Annotated in this window: 14 protein-coding genes; 1 reads left to right on the top strand and 13 read right to left on the bottom strand. The window is 37.9% G+C overall.

The features are described 5' to 3' along the window. Positions 1-51 precede the first annotated feature (51 nt). The 8 genes from FEE95_RS02170 to cyoE form a co-directional block, all read right to left on the bottom strand. Positions 52-264, bottom strand: coding sequence for a hypothetical protein (locus FEE95_RS02170; RefSeq protein ID WP_138656188.1), 213 nt, complete (start codon positions 262-264; stop codon positions 52-54). Positions 265-301: 37 nt separating this feature from the next. Then, entirely contained in the window at positions 302-835 is a 534-nt protein-coding gene (locus FEE95_RS02175) for a DUF420 domain-containing protein (protein ID WP_138656189.1), read from the bottom strand. Continuing rightward, the gene (locus tag FEE95_RS02180; RefSeq protein ID WP_138656190.1) at positions 835-1560 is read right to left on the bottom strand and encodes an SCO family protein; all 726 of its coding nucleotides are present in this window, start codon (positions 1558-1560) and stop codon (positions 835-837) included. The genes FEE95_RS02175 and FEE95_RS02180 overlap by 1 nt, the downstream gene beginning before the upstream one ends. Further along, positions 1560-2192 carry a hypothetical protein gene (locus FEE95_RS02185; protein WP_138656191.1) on the bottom strand — a complete coding sequence of 211 codons (633 nt, stop codon included), beginning with the start codon at positions 2190-2192 and terminating at the stop codon, positions 1560-1562. The genes FEE95_RS02180 and FEE95_RS02185 overlap by 1 nt, the downstream gene beginning before the upstream one ends. Positions 2193-2328: 136 nt before the next feature. Beyond that, positions 2329-2712: a cytochrome C oxidase subunit IV family protein gene (locus FEE95_RS02190; protein ID WP_138656192.1), complete on the bottom strand. Its 384-nt coding sequence runs from the start codon at positions 2710-2712 to the stop codon at positions 2329-2331. An 88-nt stretch (positions 2713-2800) separates the two neighbouring features. After that, the gene (locus FEE95_RS02195; protein WP_138656193.1) at positions 2801-3787 is read right to left on the bottom strand and encodes a cytochrome c oxidase subunit 3; all 987 of its coding nucleotides are present in this window, start codon (positions 3785-3787) and stop codon (positions 2801-2803) included. Between the two features lie 93 nt (positions 3788-3880). Further along, a complete protein-coding gene (locus tag FEE95_RS02200) occupies positions 3881-4462 on the bottom strand; it encodes a cytochrome c oxidase subunit 3 (RefSeq protein WP_138657541.1) in 582 nt (193 codons plus the stop codon). A 13-nt stretch (positions 4463-4475) separates the two neighbouring features. Further along, positions 4476-5375 carry a heme o synthase gene (cyoE, locus tag FEE95_RS02205; RefSeq protein WP_138656194.1) on the bottom strand — a complete coding sequence of 300 codons (900 nt, stop codon included), beginning with the start codon at positions 5373-5375 and terminating at the stop codon, positions 4476-4478. A gap of 113 nt (positions 5376-5488) precedes the next feature. Here cyoE and FEE95_RS02210 point away from each other — a divergent pair, with 113 nt between their 5' ends. After that, positions 5489-6385 carry an MBL fold metallo-hydrolase gene (locus FEE95_RS02210; RefSeq protein ID WP_138657542.1) on the top strand — a complete coding sequence of 299 codons (897 nt, stop codon included), beginning with the start codon at positions 5489-5491 and terminating at the stop codon, positions 6383-6385. 73 nt (positions 6386-6458) lie between these two features. Here FEE95_RS02210 and FEE95_RS02215 read toward each other — a convergent pair whose 3' ends face one another. From FEE95_RS02215 to ruvA, 5 genes are all read right to left on the bottom strand, one after another. After that, a complete protein-coding gene (locus FEE95_RS02215) occupies positions 6459-7163 on the bottom strand; it encodes an energy transducer TonB (RefSeq protein WP_138656195.1) in 705 nt (234 codons plus the stop codon). A gap of 54 nt (positions 7164-7217) precedes the next feature. Continuing rightward, positions 7218-7577, bottom strand: a complete 360-nt coding sequence (locus tag FEE95_RS02220; RefSeq protein WP_262710884.1) for a VanZ family protein — start codon at positions 7575-7577, stop codon at positions 7218-7220. Positions 7578-7611: 34 nt separating this feature from the next. After that, positions 7612-7992, bottom strand: coding sequence for a glycine cleavage system protein GcvH (gcvH, locus tag FEE95_RS02225; protein WP_138656197.1), 381 nt, complete (start codon positions 7990-7992; stop codon positions 7612-7614). 261 nt (positions 7993-8253) lie between these two features. Beyond that, a complete protein-coding gene (gene sov / locus FEE95_RS02230; RefSeq protein ID WP_138656198.1) occupies positions 8254-15480 on the bottom strand; it encodes a T9SS outer membrane translocon Sov/SprA in 7227 nt (2408 codons plus the stop codon). Between the two features lie 5 nt (positions 15481-15485). Further along, a complete protein-coding gene (gene ruvA / locus FEE95_RS02235) occupies positions 15486-16067 on the bottom strand; it encodes a Holliday junction branch migration protein RuvA (protein ID WP_138656199.1) in 582 nt (193 codons plus the stop codon). Positions 16068-16071 lie beyond the last annotated feature (4 nt).

Consider the following 16071-nt stretch of genomic DNA (forward strand, 5'->3'; position numbering starts at 1 on the left):
AAAAATGTTACAGTTTTGATAACAAAAAAATGTTAAAAAAGTTTGAGGCCCTTAATTTTTCATCTTTTTGTAAACAAAATAGAAGAGCACCGCTACCAAAACGTAGGGGATAGCCATCAAATAAACAATGCCATTATTGATGCCTTCTGCAGTTTCGTTATTTCCCTCACTTTCCAAGACAGCTCTACACATGGCGCATTGCGCTTGCGCAGTGTCCGGAAGAAAAAGCAGCAAGAATAAGATTATAAGAATAGCTTTTTTCATTTGAAAACACTTTGATTCCACTCAAAGCAACATTAGACTAGTTAATATAATAGGGTGAAATCATGAGGTAAACCACCACCCCTGAAATAGCTACATAAAGCCATATCGGAAAAGTGATTTTCGCAAACTTACGATGACTTTCGTATTTACCTAAATATCCTTTTGCATAGGTCTTTAAAACTAGGGGAATAACTACAATTGATAATATGATATGTGAAATCAAAATAATAAAATAGAGGTACTTCAAAATTCCATCTCCTCCATAAGAAGTAGATTCAGAAGTCATGTGGTAGATGATATATAAGATTAAAAATACCAGAGAAAGACCAATACAACTTGTCATTAGCTTCTGATGCAAACTTTGGTTTCCATTTTTAATTGCCATAATTGCCGCAATCAATAGAATTGCTGTAAGCCCATTTATAGTTGCATAAATAGGAGGTAAAAAACCCATTCGCTCAACTCCATCAATTTTAACTCCGAACAAAATCGCCACCACCAAAGGCACAACAATTGAAACAATAGTTATCAATCGATTAAACTTTCTTTCCTTTAATGCCAAGTCTTCCATTATTCTTCAAGTAGTTTTTTAATATCCACTTTCAAAACAGTTATTTGTTGCTTTTCGCCTTCATCATTCTCCCCTGCTTCCTCAGTAATTGCACCCCTGTAGTAAACAATCGGATTGCCAAATTCATCAACTCGTGAACGGATATAGCCATTCTTGTCAATTAGGGCAAATAATCCGGAATGTTCAAAACCTCCCGGAGCATCAGGCATTTCAGCCGCGAATATATTGAATCCACTATTTGCCAAGTCATAGATTTTGGTTTTGTCGCCGGTCATTAAATGCCAATCGAGATCGGTAATACCATATCGCTCAGCATATTCCTTTAAAACACGAGGGGTATCATAATCGGGGGTTATGGAAAACGAGGCGATGCCAAAGTTCTCCGATTCAGAAAACTCATTTTGAATCTCGACTAGATTCTTTGACATAATCGGGCAAATGGAAGGACAGCTGGTAAAAAAGAATTCTGCAACAAAAACCTTTCCTTCATAATCTTTATCACTGATTAAAAGGCTATCTTGATTTAAGAATTCAAAACTAGGAACCCTCCTCTTTTTACCATTTAGCATTACAAATGCTAAATCTCCATTATTATCTTTTACGTTAATTCTGTCGTTTTCTACAACAGTTCCCCCTTTTACGCGATCGATTATTCTCGGTATAAAAATAATTCCGAAAATCAAGATAATTAGTGATACCCAGACGTAGGTATATTTATTCTTCATTATTTCCTTCGATTTGGATCATTCTTTTTCAATGCCAAGCGATATTCCGCCAAGATGACTTTTACATCGTCTACCATTTTGTTATTTAAATCGGCAACGGATACGGTATTAAAACCGTATTTCGTTCCTTCATCCTCATCTTCGTCTCTGCCCCTAAGGTTCTTATCTTTATCAATAACAAATACATAAGGTGTTGCTAAATTCTCATCTAAGGCCAAGTCCGTTTTTAGGCTTAAAAACAAATCTTTTATCTGGCTTTCTTCAGCGTAAACAAACTTCCATTTTGATGTGTCAGCCAGATTGGCAAGTTCATCGGTTAGTTCCGCTACTTTTTCCTCGTTCCCCTTTGGAACGAGCATCACAAATTGAAAGTCATTGAATTCATAAAAACGTTTGTAAATCTTCTGATTTAGATTGAAGGTATTTGCCTTTTTATTTTCAATATCGCTTCCTAAAAAACCTAATATTGTAATCTTGTCATGTAGTGAAACATTTCCGTTTATGTTCGAAACATCGTTTACATTTTCCGTTAGAGTCGGTAGTTTTCCAAAGTTATTTACTCCGGAAGCAAAAAAGAGATATGCTACTATAGGAAGTATAAAAAGAATAGCTAAAACAAAGGTCTTCTTCATGATTACAATAATAGGGAACCGTATTATTACTGAATACTAGTTCCGGAAAAATTGAAAAGAAGCCGAACTAAATTCGGCTTGTACAAAAATAAAAAAGACGGCTCATATGCCGTCTTTTTAGATTGTTAATTATACGTTAGAAATTCCATGTCACAAAGCCATCTTTGTAAACGTTGTACACGTAATCGGCTTCAAAAAGCAATATGAATACAAGGTATAGCACAAGGAATATCGGTGTCCAAACAATTGCTCTTCTCAGGGCCGTTTTTTCATCACGCAGGTGCATAAAATCCCAGGCAATATAATAGGCTTTCACAAGAGTCAAGATAATGAATATCCAATTCAACAACTTCATGCCTAAAAAATAGGTGTCTGTTAGGATTTCGGGCTTCATGATACCCAGAACTACTTCTATTGCCGTAACAACACATAAGAAGGCAAGTACGCCCCAAATTTTTTGCGTGTTAGATTTGAACTTCCATAATCCTCTGAAAATTTCTAATTTATGCTCGTGTGCCATTTAATAAACTCTTTTTAATCCCGTTGAATCTGAAAAATATATAACTAAGTTAAATAGATTCCCGCCTACGCGGGAATGACAATAAATATTATACCAAGTAGAAAAAGGTAAATACGAATACCCAAACTAAATCTACAAAGTGCCAGTACAATCCTACCTTTTCGACCATTTCATAATGGCCTCGTTTTTCATAGGTCCCTAAAACTACATTGAAGAATATAATTAGATTAATTACAACCCCTGAAGTAACGTGAAAACCGTGAAATCCTGTTATGAAGAAAAAGAAATCCGCAAAAAGTCGGCTACCATATTCATTTTGAATAAGGTTTGCGCCTTCCACCACTTGAACTGCGTCATTTAATTTTGTTAAGGTTTCTTCTCTGCTCAAGAGTGTTTTCTCTCCTTGTCCTTCTCCTTCTTGAATAATAGCCTCTGTTCTTATTTGGATATTGGAATTCGCCTTAACACCAGCAATAACCTCGTTCAAAGAATACGAAGGAAGTGCTTGACCCTCATAATACCATACGCCATTTTTCTTCTCATGGTTAACTCGTTCGCTTTCAATAGTTGTTGCAAAATCGGCAATTGCAGCTCTTTCACCAGTATCTGCATTTACAAATTGTAAAATACGACCACCTTTGGTTTCTAAAGCTCCAAAGTCACCCTTAATGAAAGTTGCCCATTCCCATGCTTGAGAACCAACGAAGATGGCACCACCAATAATGGTCAAAAACATGTACCAGATAACCGCATTCTTTTTCATTCTATGGCCCGCGTCAACAGCCAGTACCATAGTTACTGAGGATATAATCAGAATAAGCGTCATAAACGCTACATAAATCATTGGAAAATTACCGTGAACAAAAGGAACGTGAGTAAAAACCTCATCTGCAATTGGCCAAGTCTCAATAAACTTAAAACGAGAGAATCCGTATGCGGCCAACAATCCAGAGAATGTCAAGGCATCGGAGACCAAGAAAAACCACATCATTAATTTACCATAACTTGCTCCTAAGGGCTTGTTACCTCCACCCCAAACGTTTTCTTCCGAACCTGTAGCTACCGTTGAATCCATATATAACTTATCCTGTGATTAGATTTGTGCAAATTTACATCTTTTTTAACGTTTCAAAAATTGAATTGCTATGAAAACCTATTTTAATTCAATTTATTTTACAAAGGTCATAAACAATATTAAATACACCCATAAAATGCCTAAAAAGTGCCAGAAAGTAGCACCTAATGTCATGCCTAGATATTCTTGTGAAGTGTATTTCCCTTTTAGATGATTGAATAAAACAACTGATAACGAAATGAGCCCCGCTACTACATGCAGAATATGCACACCAGCGATTAAATAAATGTAGGATGCCTTGATATTACTAGTTGGCCCTGTAAAGTAATTCCCTTTAGAAAGCATTTGTTCAAAACCACTAAACTGGAGCAGAATAAAGGCAATGCCTAGAATCATAGTTGTGATTAATAGTATTGTACTGAACTGGTTTTTGTTCTGTTGCACGCCCCGTTTTGCCAAGATATAGGTTAGGCTACTGATAATAATAAGTCCTGTGCTTACATAAAAAAGAGATGGTAATTCAATATTTTCTATCCAGTCTTTTCTAGAGCTACTTACGATATAAGCACTCGTCCAAGCCGCAAAGCCCATCAATAAAGCAACAATGCCGAACCATAGCATCATTACTTTCGATCTATCAACTTTATCCTTCTCCGAACCTTGGGTTAAATCCATTGCCATATATGCGTTATATAAATTTATCAATTACGTAAACAATCTGCATCAATGTAATATAGCTTACACTAGCCAACATTAATTTCCGCGCTGCGGGATTATCTCTTTTTTCATAAAGACGGAAAGCAAAAAACAACATCACGGCTCCAATTAGAAATACAACTATCGCCGCAGGTATTGAGAGTGTCAAATCTCCTGTTATTCCAAAAACGGGAACTATCGATATGACCATCATCCAAATCGTATACATTATAATCTGTAATGCCGTACCAGTATCTTTTTTGCCCGTGGGAAGCATTTTAAAGCCCCCTTTTTTATAATCCTCATCCAACATCCATCCTAGTGCCCAAAAATGTGGGAACTGCCAAAAAAACTGTATCATAAATAAGGTTCCTGGTTCAATTCCGAAATCATTTGTTGCCGCAACCCACCCTAACATAAAAGGAATTGCACCTGGAAAAGCACCCACAAAAACCGCTAAGGGCGTTTTGGTTTTTAAAGGGGTATAAACACTTGTGTATAAAAAAATAGAAATCGCGCCGAACATTGCCGTTTTCGGATTCAAATAGTATAGAGCGATTACACCTAACAACGTCATCAAAACCGCGATCCATAAGGCCTTGTTTACCGACATACGCCCTGAAGGTATGGGTCGATTCTTTGTTCGGTTCATTAAGGCATCCAAATCCTTTTCTATGACTTGGTTGAAAGCATTCGAGGCCCCAACCATACAATAGCCTCCAAAGGCCAAAAGCAATAACGAAAAGGCATCTAGGGAAACAGGAGCCAGTAAATATCCCGCAAGGGAAGAAAAGACAACGCTTATCGCCAGCCGTGCTTTGGTAATCTCCTTAAAATCGGAAAAAGCCAAAGACCAAGTGGTACTTTTTGCCGAACTGACTGCCGTCTTCATATCTGTTTTTAAATGGTGTGCAAAGATAAACCCCAACCTTCTTTTTTACAACCAATTACACTGATTTAATCCTATATTTGAAAATAGACACAATAACTCTCAATCGTATGAAAATGAAAGCTTCCTTTTTGACATTTCTATTTACTTTTACTTCGATTTTTCTTGTGAACGCACAGGACAAAGAAGTCATAATTACTGTGGATACTCTTTCACAAAACGTTTATATGCTAACCGGTCAAGGTGGAAATATTGGTATTTATGTTGGCGAAAGCAATGTATTTATGATCGATGATCAATTTGACAGGCTAAGTAAAAAAATTCAAGCAGCCATCGCAAATTTAACGGATAAGCCAATTGCTACTTTATTCAATACACATATGCACGGAGATCATTCCGGTGGAAATGCCAAATTCAATTCAGATGCTGTCATTTTGGTGGCCCATGATAACGTACGGGACCGAATCAAAGCCACCATGCAGGCAAAGCTTGACAAAAATGAGATTACAGCAGACTATTTGGCCAAAATGCTTCCTGAAGTTACTTTTTCTGAGGATATTACATTTTATGACGGCGATGAGACCATAATGGCTTTCCATGTTCACAATGCGCATACCGATGGAGATGCCATGGTATACTTTATGAATAATAATGTACTGCACATGGGTGACACCTATTTTTCAGGTCGCTATCCGTATATGGATTTGAAAAGTGGCGGTAGTGTCAATGGCTATATAGAGGCCCATAAAAAGGCTTTAATGGTAATCAATGAGGATACTAGAATCATTCCAGGTCATGGCAGACCTTCTTCTAAGAAAGAACTGGAAACGTATGTTGCCATGCTGGAAGATATACGCGGCAAAATTCAGGCAGCAATTGATGCTGATGCTACCTTAGAGGATGTAAAAGCCAATGCAGCACTTACTGAAGCTTATGACACTGTTCATGGCAATGGATTTATTAGTCCGGAAAGATTTCGCGAAACGGTTTATAATAGCTTAAAAGAAAAGTAGAATTCTACTCATAGATTGAAAACAAAAAATCCCCAGCGAGTTGCTGGGGATTTTTTATGAGAGAATATTTCTTCTATTGTAATTTAAAAGTAATCGGAATACTAAAAGGTACACGTACCGCCCTACCTCTTTGCTTACCAGGAGTCATTCTTGGTAATTTAGAAATAATTCTAGCAGCTTCTTTTTCTAAGTTCTTGTCCGGACCACGCATTCTAACGTTTCCGATACTACCATCCTTTTGAATCGTAAACATAACACTAACTCTACCTTGCACACCCATTTCCTGAGCGATTTCTGGATAACGGAAGTTCTTACTGATATGTTTTTGCATCATTTTATTAAAGCAAGCTCTTTTATTACTCTCACTTTCACAACCTGGAAAAACAGGTACATTTTCAATTACAGCAAAAGGTACATCAACATCTTCATCAACTTCTTCAACCTCAACATCCTCTACTTCCATAACTTCTTCTTCCTCGTTACTTTCCGTAGATTCGATTACCGTTTCTTCAACTTCCTCTTCATCTTCAACAACCTCAATGATTTCAGGTGCCGCTGGTGGTGGTGGTGGTGGTGGAGTTTTTAATTGCTCAGTCATTGGAACTTCTTCATCCAAATCATCATCAACATTCATTGAAATATCATATTCATTACCCCCTTCATAGGTTTTATGCTCTAAGGCAAAATACGTAAGAGCCATTACAGCGAACAATCCTACAGCAAAATATAAACCAGTATTTCTACTTAAGTCTGCTTTTGGATTCTTTTTTGGTTCCATAGTTTTACTTTTAATGTGTTTGCTAATTTAATTAAATATATCCTAAAAAAGCAATTAAAATTCCCACTTTAACCGTCTTTTACCAGAAAAATAGAATTTCATTAAGATTCCACCACAAAAACTTCCTGTAGTATTTGCAAGTCCATCTAGTAAATCACCCGTTCTAGTTACGGTCATGCTATATTGTAGCACTTCCATAAGTATACCAAAAAAAATGGTCCCCAAAATCATGATTACCACAGCCTTTTTAAACGGTAGGTTACCCTTAGTGCGTTCTCTTAAAAAGAAGGTTCCCAAAATGCAGGCAACGAAGTAAAACACGAAATGAACGATCTTATCGGCGTGCGGAATATTGAATCGAGATACGTGGGGTCCTTGAAAAGAATATAAGCTGGAAAATGTTACAAACACCATCCAGCTTATAAACGCAATTGTGAAAAAAATTCGTTTAGGCACCTATTAAGTTTTTGTAATCGGCATCTGAAAGTAATCCTTCAAATTGCGAAGGGTCACTCATTTTTATTTTTATCATCCATCCGTCACCATAGGGATCCGTATTCACTTTTTCCGGCTCATCCTCCAATGATTCATTGAATTCAATAATTTCACCGGTCAAAGGAAGAAAAAGGTCAGAAACCGTCTTCACCGCTTCTACCGTACCGAAGACTTCGTCTTGATCTAAGGTTTCATCTAAAGTTTCGACTTCAACATAAACAATATCGCCTAATTCACCTTGGGCAAAATCAGTAATTCCGACTGTAGCGATATCACCTTCGATACTTACCCATTCGTGATCTTTGGTATACTTTAATTCTGATGGTATGTTCATTATAGGAATTTTAATTAGTCAGACAAATGTAAATGATTCCGTTACAAACTCAAATACTAAAATCGAATTCAAACTGAAAATTCCATTCCGAGACATCTTTGCGAGGAACCAAACCAAACTTTGAAGAAAAACAAATGTCATGGCGACGAGGTAATCTGTTTGTTTACTTTACTGTAACGAAGCGGTAAGTTCATATTGAAAAACTTCTGGTTTGATAGCAACAGATTGCTTCGGCAAAAAAAAGCCTCGCAAAGACGTTTTTTAATTCCCGAAGTTATAGCGAAGTGTAAACCCTGTATTAATGGTGGTTTGCGGAAAGGCTGTAGATACCGCGAACTGTGAGAAAGAGTGGTCGTAAAAGAACAATGCATTCAAATTCTTGCTTAATGCGTAGTCTGCAGTAAACTTAATGGATAAGAGGTTTTGGCCTGAAGTAATTTGATTGTTATCAATGTCGAGGTTACGAATAATGGTCAAATTATCCCTTAGGGTAACATCGGCCTTCAAATTCAAATCTCCTTTCAGACGCGTTTTTTGTCCGCCAATATTGGTGACGAATTTCACATCCTTTATTCGGTAGCCTAAACCAACAGTATACTCTTTTCCGTTATTTTCGGTAAGTAAATTGTTATCCAAACTCAAGGATAGCATACGGTCGGTTCGAACCTCTGCCAAAACACTTACGGAATTTTTCATTTCAAAATCAACACGCATCAACGGATTGAACTGATCTGTCAGAACTACATTGTTAAATATCAACTCAGGTCGGAAGTCAAATTCGATTCCGCTCGGGTCATCTTCATCAAAAATTTCCCTACCATTTTGTATTTCTAAATTCGACTGAAATGAATTAATACTATATGCAGCTCGATACCCATGACTAACAGAAAAACGTTTAAACTTCTTTTTAAACCACTTGTTTTTCATCAATCCCGTGTATTTTATATTCCAATTTGGAATGGGGATTTTTCTAAAACCATCTAAGTTCACACGACTAGCATCCTGACCAGTGTAGGCCGCAAAAAATGCGGGAAGCAAAACATCAGGCTGCGTTTTTCCATAACCTCTAGGAAAACCTTCTGCATCAACCGCACCTTCAGATTGATTACCACGGTCAGCCTCTATTCGATTGGCAACCGTAATCCTATTTTGCTTAAACTGCTCAAAGTTTTTTGAATCAAATTCATCACTTTTTCCAAAAGCAGTACCTATCATCATGGTAGATATACTAAAACTTCCAAGGCTATTAACAAGGGCGGGTTGTCCGTTTTTCCATTTTTCCAGATCAAAATTTTCTTGAGAGCTTTCAGAGAATTGGCGGTCCGCCACCAAATCAATAGTCAAATCTTTAAGAGGTTGCGCAGTTGCTGTAATATTCAACTGTTTGTTCGTTCTGCGGATGTATTGCTCATTAAAATCTCCAAACGGAGTCAACCATCCGTTTCTCGCCGCCTCAAACCGAACATCGGACTGACTGCCAAATACAAAACCAAAAGTTGGTCTGGTAGTACCTACAAAACCTATCGATTGTGTATAACCTGGCAAAACAGTACCATTCGTTTCATTATAATTAAGGTTCAAGCGTTTCACCATAGTAACCGCATCTACAAACGTATTAAAAAGTTTACTGGTTTTACGCGGTCCTTTTTTCTTCTCTTTTTCCTTAGGGTTGCCTGCCTTATCTTTTCGAACAGGGGCTGCACTTGTCTGAGTTTTACCTGTTTTTTTCTTTAACCCGATAAGATCATAGAATTTTTGCATCGATAAAGACGCCGTCAAATTATGGGTGTTAGAATTTTGAACTGTATTAACCTGAGAGTTTCCTGCCCTACCGGGATCATTCAGTTCTAACCACTCGCGTGCCACCTGATTTATAGCATCACCACCTCTTTGCCAGTCAAAATTGCTACTGTAGGTATACTGTGAGCTGATAAAATCTAAAGCTGGAATCTTACTGAATGGCAGTTCATAATTCAACTCCATTTGTTGTGCATGACGGTTAGGCTCACCGATATCGAAAAAACCATCCCAAATATTCAATTGTCTGTCAAGGTCATCGTCTATTCTACCATCTGCATCTAAAAAGTTACGTACGATACTATTATTGCTAGCGGTCAGATTTAATCGTAACGACTTGGTCAAACTATAATTCACTGCATATTGCCAATTGAATTGATAGTTGCGTTGTCTTAACGTAGGCAGTGCTAAGCGCTCTTCCCCTTCCACAAAAACATCGCGAAAGCGTTGCTGGTTAAACTGCCTATCAATATTTGAATTCACTGATATGGTAGCGGGCAATATATTAAAATTCAAATCCTTCAACCATTTCAAATACTTACCATTAAATAAAGAATCTTTCTTTGCAAACGGAGCTACTTCAGCTGGTTTGAATGCATGGTTATAAACAAATCCGGTGTTTACACTTTGATCTCTCAAATCTTCAATCTCAAAATCACGATGTTCGGTTTCGTTATAGGAATAATTAAAGGTGAAATTTTCAATATCGTAGAAATTGGCATCAGCTTCTTCTCCTCGATCTTTTCGAACTCCTATTAAATTGATACTTGTTCGTTTGGTATAATCTTCAGCTTGCTCCAAAACCATGTCTTTATCTTCCTGCGAATCGGCAGCATCAATTCGGTCTTGAAGTTTTAAGTCGTCATAAACAGGGTCGAATTCAGGTGTAATAATTTCTTCAGATATACCATAGTTGAAAGGTAGTTGAATATTCCATTTGTTAGGAAGCAACTGCCCAACATTCACATTGGTTACCACGTCATAAGAAAGTGCGTCCTCTCTAGCTCGTTCATTTGGCATTTGATCAATTCCCCCAAAACCAGAAGTGCTTTTGGCTCCAGTAGCGGTAACATTGGCAAAGTCCGCCATATTTGCATCTATGGCAGCTACTGCAGCCCAACCACCATTGTTATCCAAACCGGCTAGACGTAATTCGTTAAACCAAACTTCACCTCTAGCAGGGATATTATCAATATTCTTTACCCCGACCATCATACTTCGGATACTTCCTAAAGAAGGATTCCCTTTTATTCCAATTCGGTTACGTCCTAAAGTCCTTGGCGCAAACTCGTCTACTGGAATCACCTCTCCATTCTCTACTTCAAAAAAGCGTACTTCGCTTAAATCACCACCAGCTATCCAAGCAGATTTCACTTTATTCAAATCAGACAGCAGAATCTCCATCTCATTCACCTCAGGCCAGATTTCATCTTCTGTTCTTGCTGTAAAGGGGGTAAGCTGTAATGCACGTTCAATTTGGTAAAAGTTCTCTGAGAAATCGGTACCAATTCTTAAGAATCCTACCAAAGGGGTATCATCGTCAGAATAGTCACTATCGACAATTTTCTCCGCATGCATGAACATTTTCAACTTCTTATACTGACGTACATCAATATTCAAGCTCTTAAAAACACCTCTTGAATCTTCAGACTCCAAATTTTCGACGACAAAGGATAGGGACTGTTCATTTTGACGAATCACCGTATTGTTATTATTCAAACGTTCACGTACCACTCCAGGAGGTAAAACATATGGAATGGGAGTTCGGTTTTCATTCTCCTCAATATTTACCGCATTTACATCAATTACAGTTCCATCATCGGTTGGGTCACTGTCAACCATATCATCTTGAAGATTCTTGGTATACGTTCTCCAATCCCCACGAACTAGATCTAAAGTTGCAAAACGAAGTACCGCCGGAGTTGTAAAGCCAGTCATGTACATTCGCATAAAACTAATAGACCTGAAATCAGAAATACCCCCTACTGCTTCGGTAAAATCACTCAAAGGGATTTTATACTGAATCCAACGTCTGTTGATTTGCCTACCATCAGGTACATCATTTGTCGGCACGGGTGCTGTTTCCAGAACATCGGTAACATATTTATCGTTTACGGTAGCATTGGGCCGAATGGGAATGCGATATTCATAATAACTATTAATCGTATTCATAGTTAAATCACGATCAATGTCCTCAACATCGGGTAAGGTATTTGATCCTCTATCGGTATTAGAAACACTAACAGGGGAATTACCATCCGGGTTATTAAAATCTTTGTACCGTTCTAAAATATCACCTTCACGATTCAGGTAATATTGATAATTATCCAATGCTGGATCATCACCAGTATTGTTTCCGTAAATTGTTGCTTCATCGGCGTCGTTTAGACCATCCAATCCTATATCCTGTAAAGTCCTGTTGTTTTCATCAGCATCAAAGGCATATACTAGGGCCTGTGTTTGAGGTACTCTACCCCAGTCTGTATCTCGAACGAGTTCACTACTATCAACACCTGGAAGTCCATTCTCATATTGTTTTCTTCCGTCTTTAAGAATGTCCTCTGAGATATTTCCAAAATTCAGGACCAGTTCTCCAGGGGAATCTGTAATTCCATCAACATAGGGATCTAATATCCAAAACTGGACGAACTCCACATTTGCTTGCTCAAAGTTGGTACTGCTCAGTGAACGCATAATTCCAGCCCATTTATCCTGTGGTTGCTCGGCTTCAAAATTCGGATTGTTATTGTAGGGCCCTTTTTCGTTTGGAAAGTAATTAATATTCAAAGTATTCTGTACTTGTGTCTGTCCTTGAGCCACGTCTTGTTGAAAAAGTTGCTGTATAAACACCCGTCTTGTTTCGTTGGTTGACATGTCACTATCCGTAACACCAGAAGGTCTTTGATTCGTATAAAATATAGGGTCGATGGTATACCAAGACATTTTGGCTCTTTCAAAGCCCGTTTCCAAACCTTGTTTACCTTCTGCAAACTCAATTGGGGTACTCGCCAATGACCAGCCCAAAGAAGAGCGAATATCGATTAAGGCTTGCGCTCCTTCAAAATCATCCAAATACGTTGTAGTCTCTCCTTGAAAATCTGCATTTTTTGGGGAATTAGGTTTTAACCATGCTACTTCAGCACGTACTGATACATTCGAAGCTACATCAGTATCTATATTCGGCAATTTGTTTGCCATTCTAGTCAACCAAGGTACTTCTGTTGAAAAGTTTCCATTTAAACCAAAAATAGTATTGTTAACAGGTTCTGTTCCAAAATTCGATTTTTGCGTTAAGGGACGCTCATTTAGATTCAAAAGTGTTCCACCTAAAACAAAATTTTCATTCACCTGGTGCTCTACATTAATACCCGTGAAACGCCTGGTTTGCTGTCCAAAAACAGCATTATTCTCTACCGATATATTAATGGGTGTATTCGAAGCTTCTAAGCTTGGGTCTAGTATCTGTACCGTACCTGCTTGATAGTTTACCGTATAGTCAATACCCTCCTGTAAAGTTCGACCACCAGCCGTTACACGTACTGAGCCTCTTGGCACATTAAAAGCACCAATCGGAATACCATTGCTTCCTTCGGATTTATAACGTCCTTTCAAGAGAAATTTATTTTTCTCTGGATTTTGCAAAGAAGCTGCCTTCGTAAGCTCATACATGTCGCGAAATACATACTTCGCCTGATTATTGTTGTAATCTTCTTCCCTGTTATAATCACCACCTCCTAACAAATCATGTAAATATTCTCCAAACGGTTCGGTCTTTGTGAAAATTATAAGTCCGTTTCGGGTATTTACCGTTCGACCTGGAATGAAATCAAAGAAACCATCACCACCTGGTTGTAAATCATTATAGGCATTCAATCTATCCAAATTGAAGACATCTAATAAAATTCGTTCCTCTAAAGGTTTTCCTTTCTCACTTTGGGCCGACGTAGGAAAAGGGTCAACGGGAGTAATATAATTACGAGGTGTTGGGTCAGAGTATAGAATATTCAGCTTGAAATCTTCTTGACTCAAACGAAAAGCACCTGTAGCGTAAATGTTTTTCATCATCAAATCCCATATAGGGTCGGTGATATTGGTTACATTACTTTTCAATAATTTCAGAATCAAAGTATTGTTCTCAATTATTGGGTTTGTCGTTCCTGTTTGAACAGTAGCACTAGTGGCATCAACACCGCCGTTCGCAAATTCACCTACTTGAAAAACTTGCCCATCGATGGTGTATTGAAACGCAACACCCAATACCTCATCGTTACTCAAACGCTGATTTAATGAAATGTACCCTAACTGTGTATCAAACTCGTAATCTCTACCTGGGTCTAATTTTCTTGCATTTTCCAAGATAGCATAGTCAAAACCTTGATCAACTTGATATCCGGGAATATTGAAGCCTGTTTCTACTGTTGCAATATCACGAATATCAGTAGTAAGCGCCCCACTTCCTATTTGCGTAGGGTCAAAACCATTTGCATTGTTTCTAGGCAAATTATTTGGACCATTGCCATTGGTATTAAAGAATGTTCCTGAAACACCTCCTAGCTTACCCACTCTTGTCGTTCTTTCTTCTATTACCGTACTTAACTCGTCGTATTCCCCTAAATCTTGTATAGCAACCACATTTCTAACATTCAAAGTCTGCTGACTTCTGTTCGTTACCCAGACTTCTAATCTTGTGATTTGAACCTTGCTTTGTATATACGGGTATTTTGAAAGGGCTTGGTCGTAATTGTCTCTAAAATATTGGGCTAAAAAGAAGTGCCTATCTTCATCATAATCCAAAGCGGTAATCGAAAAATCACTTATAGTTCCTCCACCTTGTGCGACTACTGTGTTATTCTGCGATCGTTGCTCTGAGAAAACCGCCGTAACCTTCGTTTTACCAAACTGCAATTGTGTTTTTACCCCGAATAGACTTTGGGCACCTTGAATAAGCGAACTATTCAATGGCATATTTACGTTACCTACTTCAATACTCTGAATGATATCATCCTCAGTAGGTGTATAGTCTAATTTTACGATATTCTGAAAATCGAAAGTAGCTTCGGTATCATAGTTGGCTGTGACTTGAAGCCGCTCTCCTATTTTACCCAGCATACTTAAACTGATCCGCTGATCAAAATCAAAAGATAAATTGGTTCTATTTCTTGGAGATAAAGAAGGATTGTCATTCTTCTGCCAAATCACACCTAGATCCATCGCAACAGAGCCTTGTGGTATCACCTCAATAGTATTTCCACCAAAAACGGATTGAAAGAAGTTATTGTTTACATAAAAATTTGGAAGTAGGTTTTTCTGAGCGTCGCCAGACCCTTCTTTTTTACCGGATAGTGCGTCTCCTTTTTCCTTAAAATAATCCTTTATTCCCTCCTTACGGACTAAATCGTAATATTGATCCGGCGTAAGAATGATGGGATAGCCAATATCAAAATCACCGACACTTTCGTTGTAGATGTACCGGTCTAAATTCGGATCGTAGATATATTTGGAGACAATACTTTCAGGATTCTCAAGAATCAGTTTTCCTAATGAGAAACCTGTTTTTACAGAGTCTTGTTGCTGTGTATTCTCTTCATCTGTTTCTTGGGCATAGGAAGACTCCGTGGCCGTAAAGAAAAGTAGGAATAGAATGGTTAGCTTAAATGAAGATTTAAGTATTTGTTTTGCCCCTTTTTTCAAACTAGTTACAAATTTTTAAGCGCGAGTTTTATAATGTTTTCAACGCTTAGGGAGGAATCTTGAAGAAGCACTTTATCCACAATTTTTTCAGACTGTCTTCGGGTGTACCCAAGAACCTCTAATGCTGATAACGCTTCTTCTTTATTTGTATTGTTTGAACTGAGGGAAACTTCGTCAATATCATAGACTTTTAAAACCTTGTCTTTTAGATCCAAAATCACACGTTGCGCCGTCTTAGCCCCTATACCTTTGATACCCTGTATTGTAGGAACATCACCCCTTGCAATTGCATCCCGAATTTGAGCAGGTGATAATGATGATAACATTGTACGAGCTGTACTGGATCCAATACCGGAAACGGACAATAAGAGCCTAAATATTTCCCGTTCTGATTTTTCAGAAAACCCGAACAAGGTATGTGAGTCCTCTTTCACCTGCAAATGCGTAAAGAGATTGATACTTTCTACATCAGCTATCTTAGAAAATGTATGTAAGGATATGTTCACGAAATAACCAACTCCTCCACACTCAATTATAACATGGGTTGGATTCTTTTCTACAAGTTTTCCTTTAAGGTGATGAATCATTTGG

Source organism: Maribacter algarum (ex Zhang et al. 2020), assembly GCF_005885635.1.
In the GTDB taxonomy this organism is placed as follows: Bacteria; Bacteroidota; Bacteroidia; order Flavobacteriales; family Flavobacteriaceae; genus Maribacter_C; species Maribacter_C algarum.

Bases quoted from the DNA above. Each gene is read 5' to 3' on its own strand.
- FEE95_RS02170 (WP_138656188.1), bottom strand. From the start codon at position 264: ATGAAAAAAGCTATTCTTATAATCTTATTCTTGCTGCTTTTTCTTCCG.
- FEE95_RS02175 (WP_138656189.1), bottom strand. From the start codon at position 835: ATGGAAGACTTGGCATTAAAGGAAAGAAAGTTTAATCGATTGATAACT.
- FEE95_RS02180 (WP_138656190.1), bottom strand. From the start codon at position 1,560: ATGAAGAATAAATATACCTACGTCTGGGTATCACTAATTATCTTGATT.
- FEE95_RS02185 (WP_138656191.1), bottom strand. From the start codon at position 2,192: ATGAAGAAGACCTTTGTTTTAGCTATTCTTTTTATACTTCCTATAGTA.
- FEE95_RS02190 (WP_138656192.1), bottom strand. From the start codon at position 2,712: ATGGCACACGAGCATAAATTAGAAATTTTCAGAGGATTATGGAAGTTC.
- FEE95_RS02195 (WP_138656193.1), bottom strand. From the start codon at position 3,787: ATGGATTCAACGGTAGCTACAGGTTCGGAAGAAAACGTTTGGGGTGGA.
- FEE95_RS02200 (WP_138657541.1), bottom strand. From the start codon at position 4,462: ATGGATTTAACCCAAGGTTCGGAGAAGGATAAAGTTGATAGATCGAAA.
- cyoE (WP_138656194.1), bottom strand. From the start codon at position 5,375: ATGAAGACGGCAGTCAGTTCGGCAAAAAGTACCACTTGGTCTTTGGCT.
- FEE95_RS02210 (WP_138657542.1), top strand. From the start codon at position 5,489: ATGAAAGCTTCCTTTTTGACATTTCTATTTACTTTTACTTCGATTTTT.
- FEE95_RS02215 (WP_138656195.1), bottom strand. From the start codon at position 7,163: ATGGAACCAAAAAAGAATCCAAAAGCAGACTTAAGTAGAAATACTGGT.
- FEE95_RS02220 (WP_262710884.1), bottom strand. From the start codon at position 7,577: ATGGTGTTTGTAACATTTTCCAGCTTATATTCTTTTCAAGGACCCCAC.
- gcvH (WP_138656197.1), bottom strand. From the start codon at position 7,992: ATGAACATACCATCAGAATTAAAGTATACCAAAGATCACGAATGGGTA.
- ruvA (WP_138656199.1), bottom strand. From the start codon at position 16,067: ATGATTCATCACCTTAAAGGAAAACTTGTAGAAAAGAATCCAACCCAT.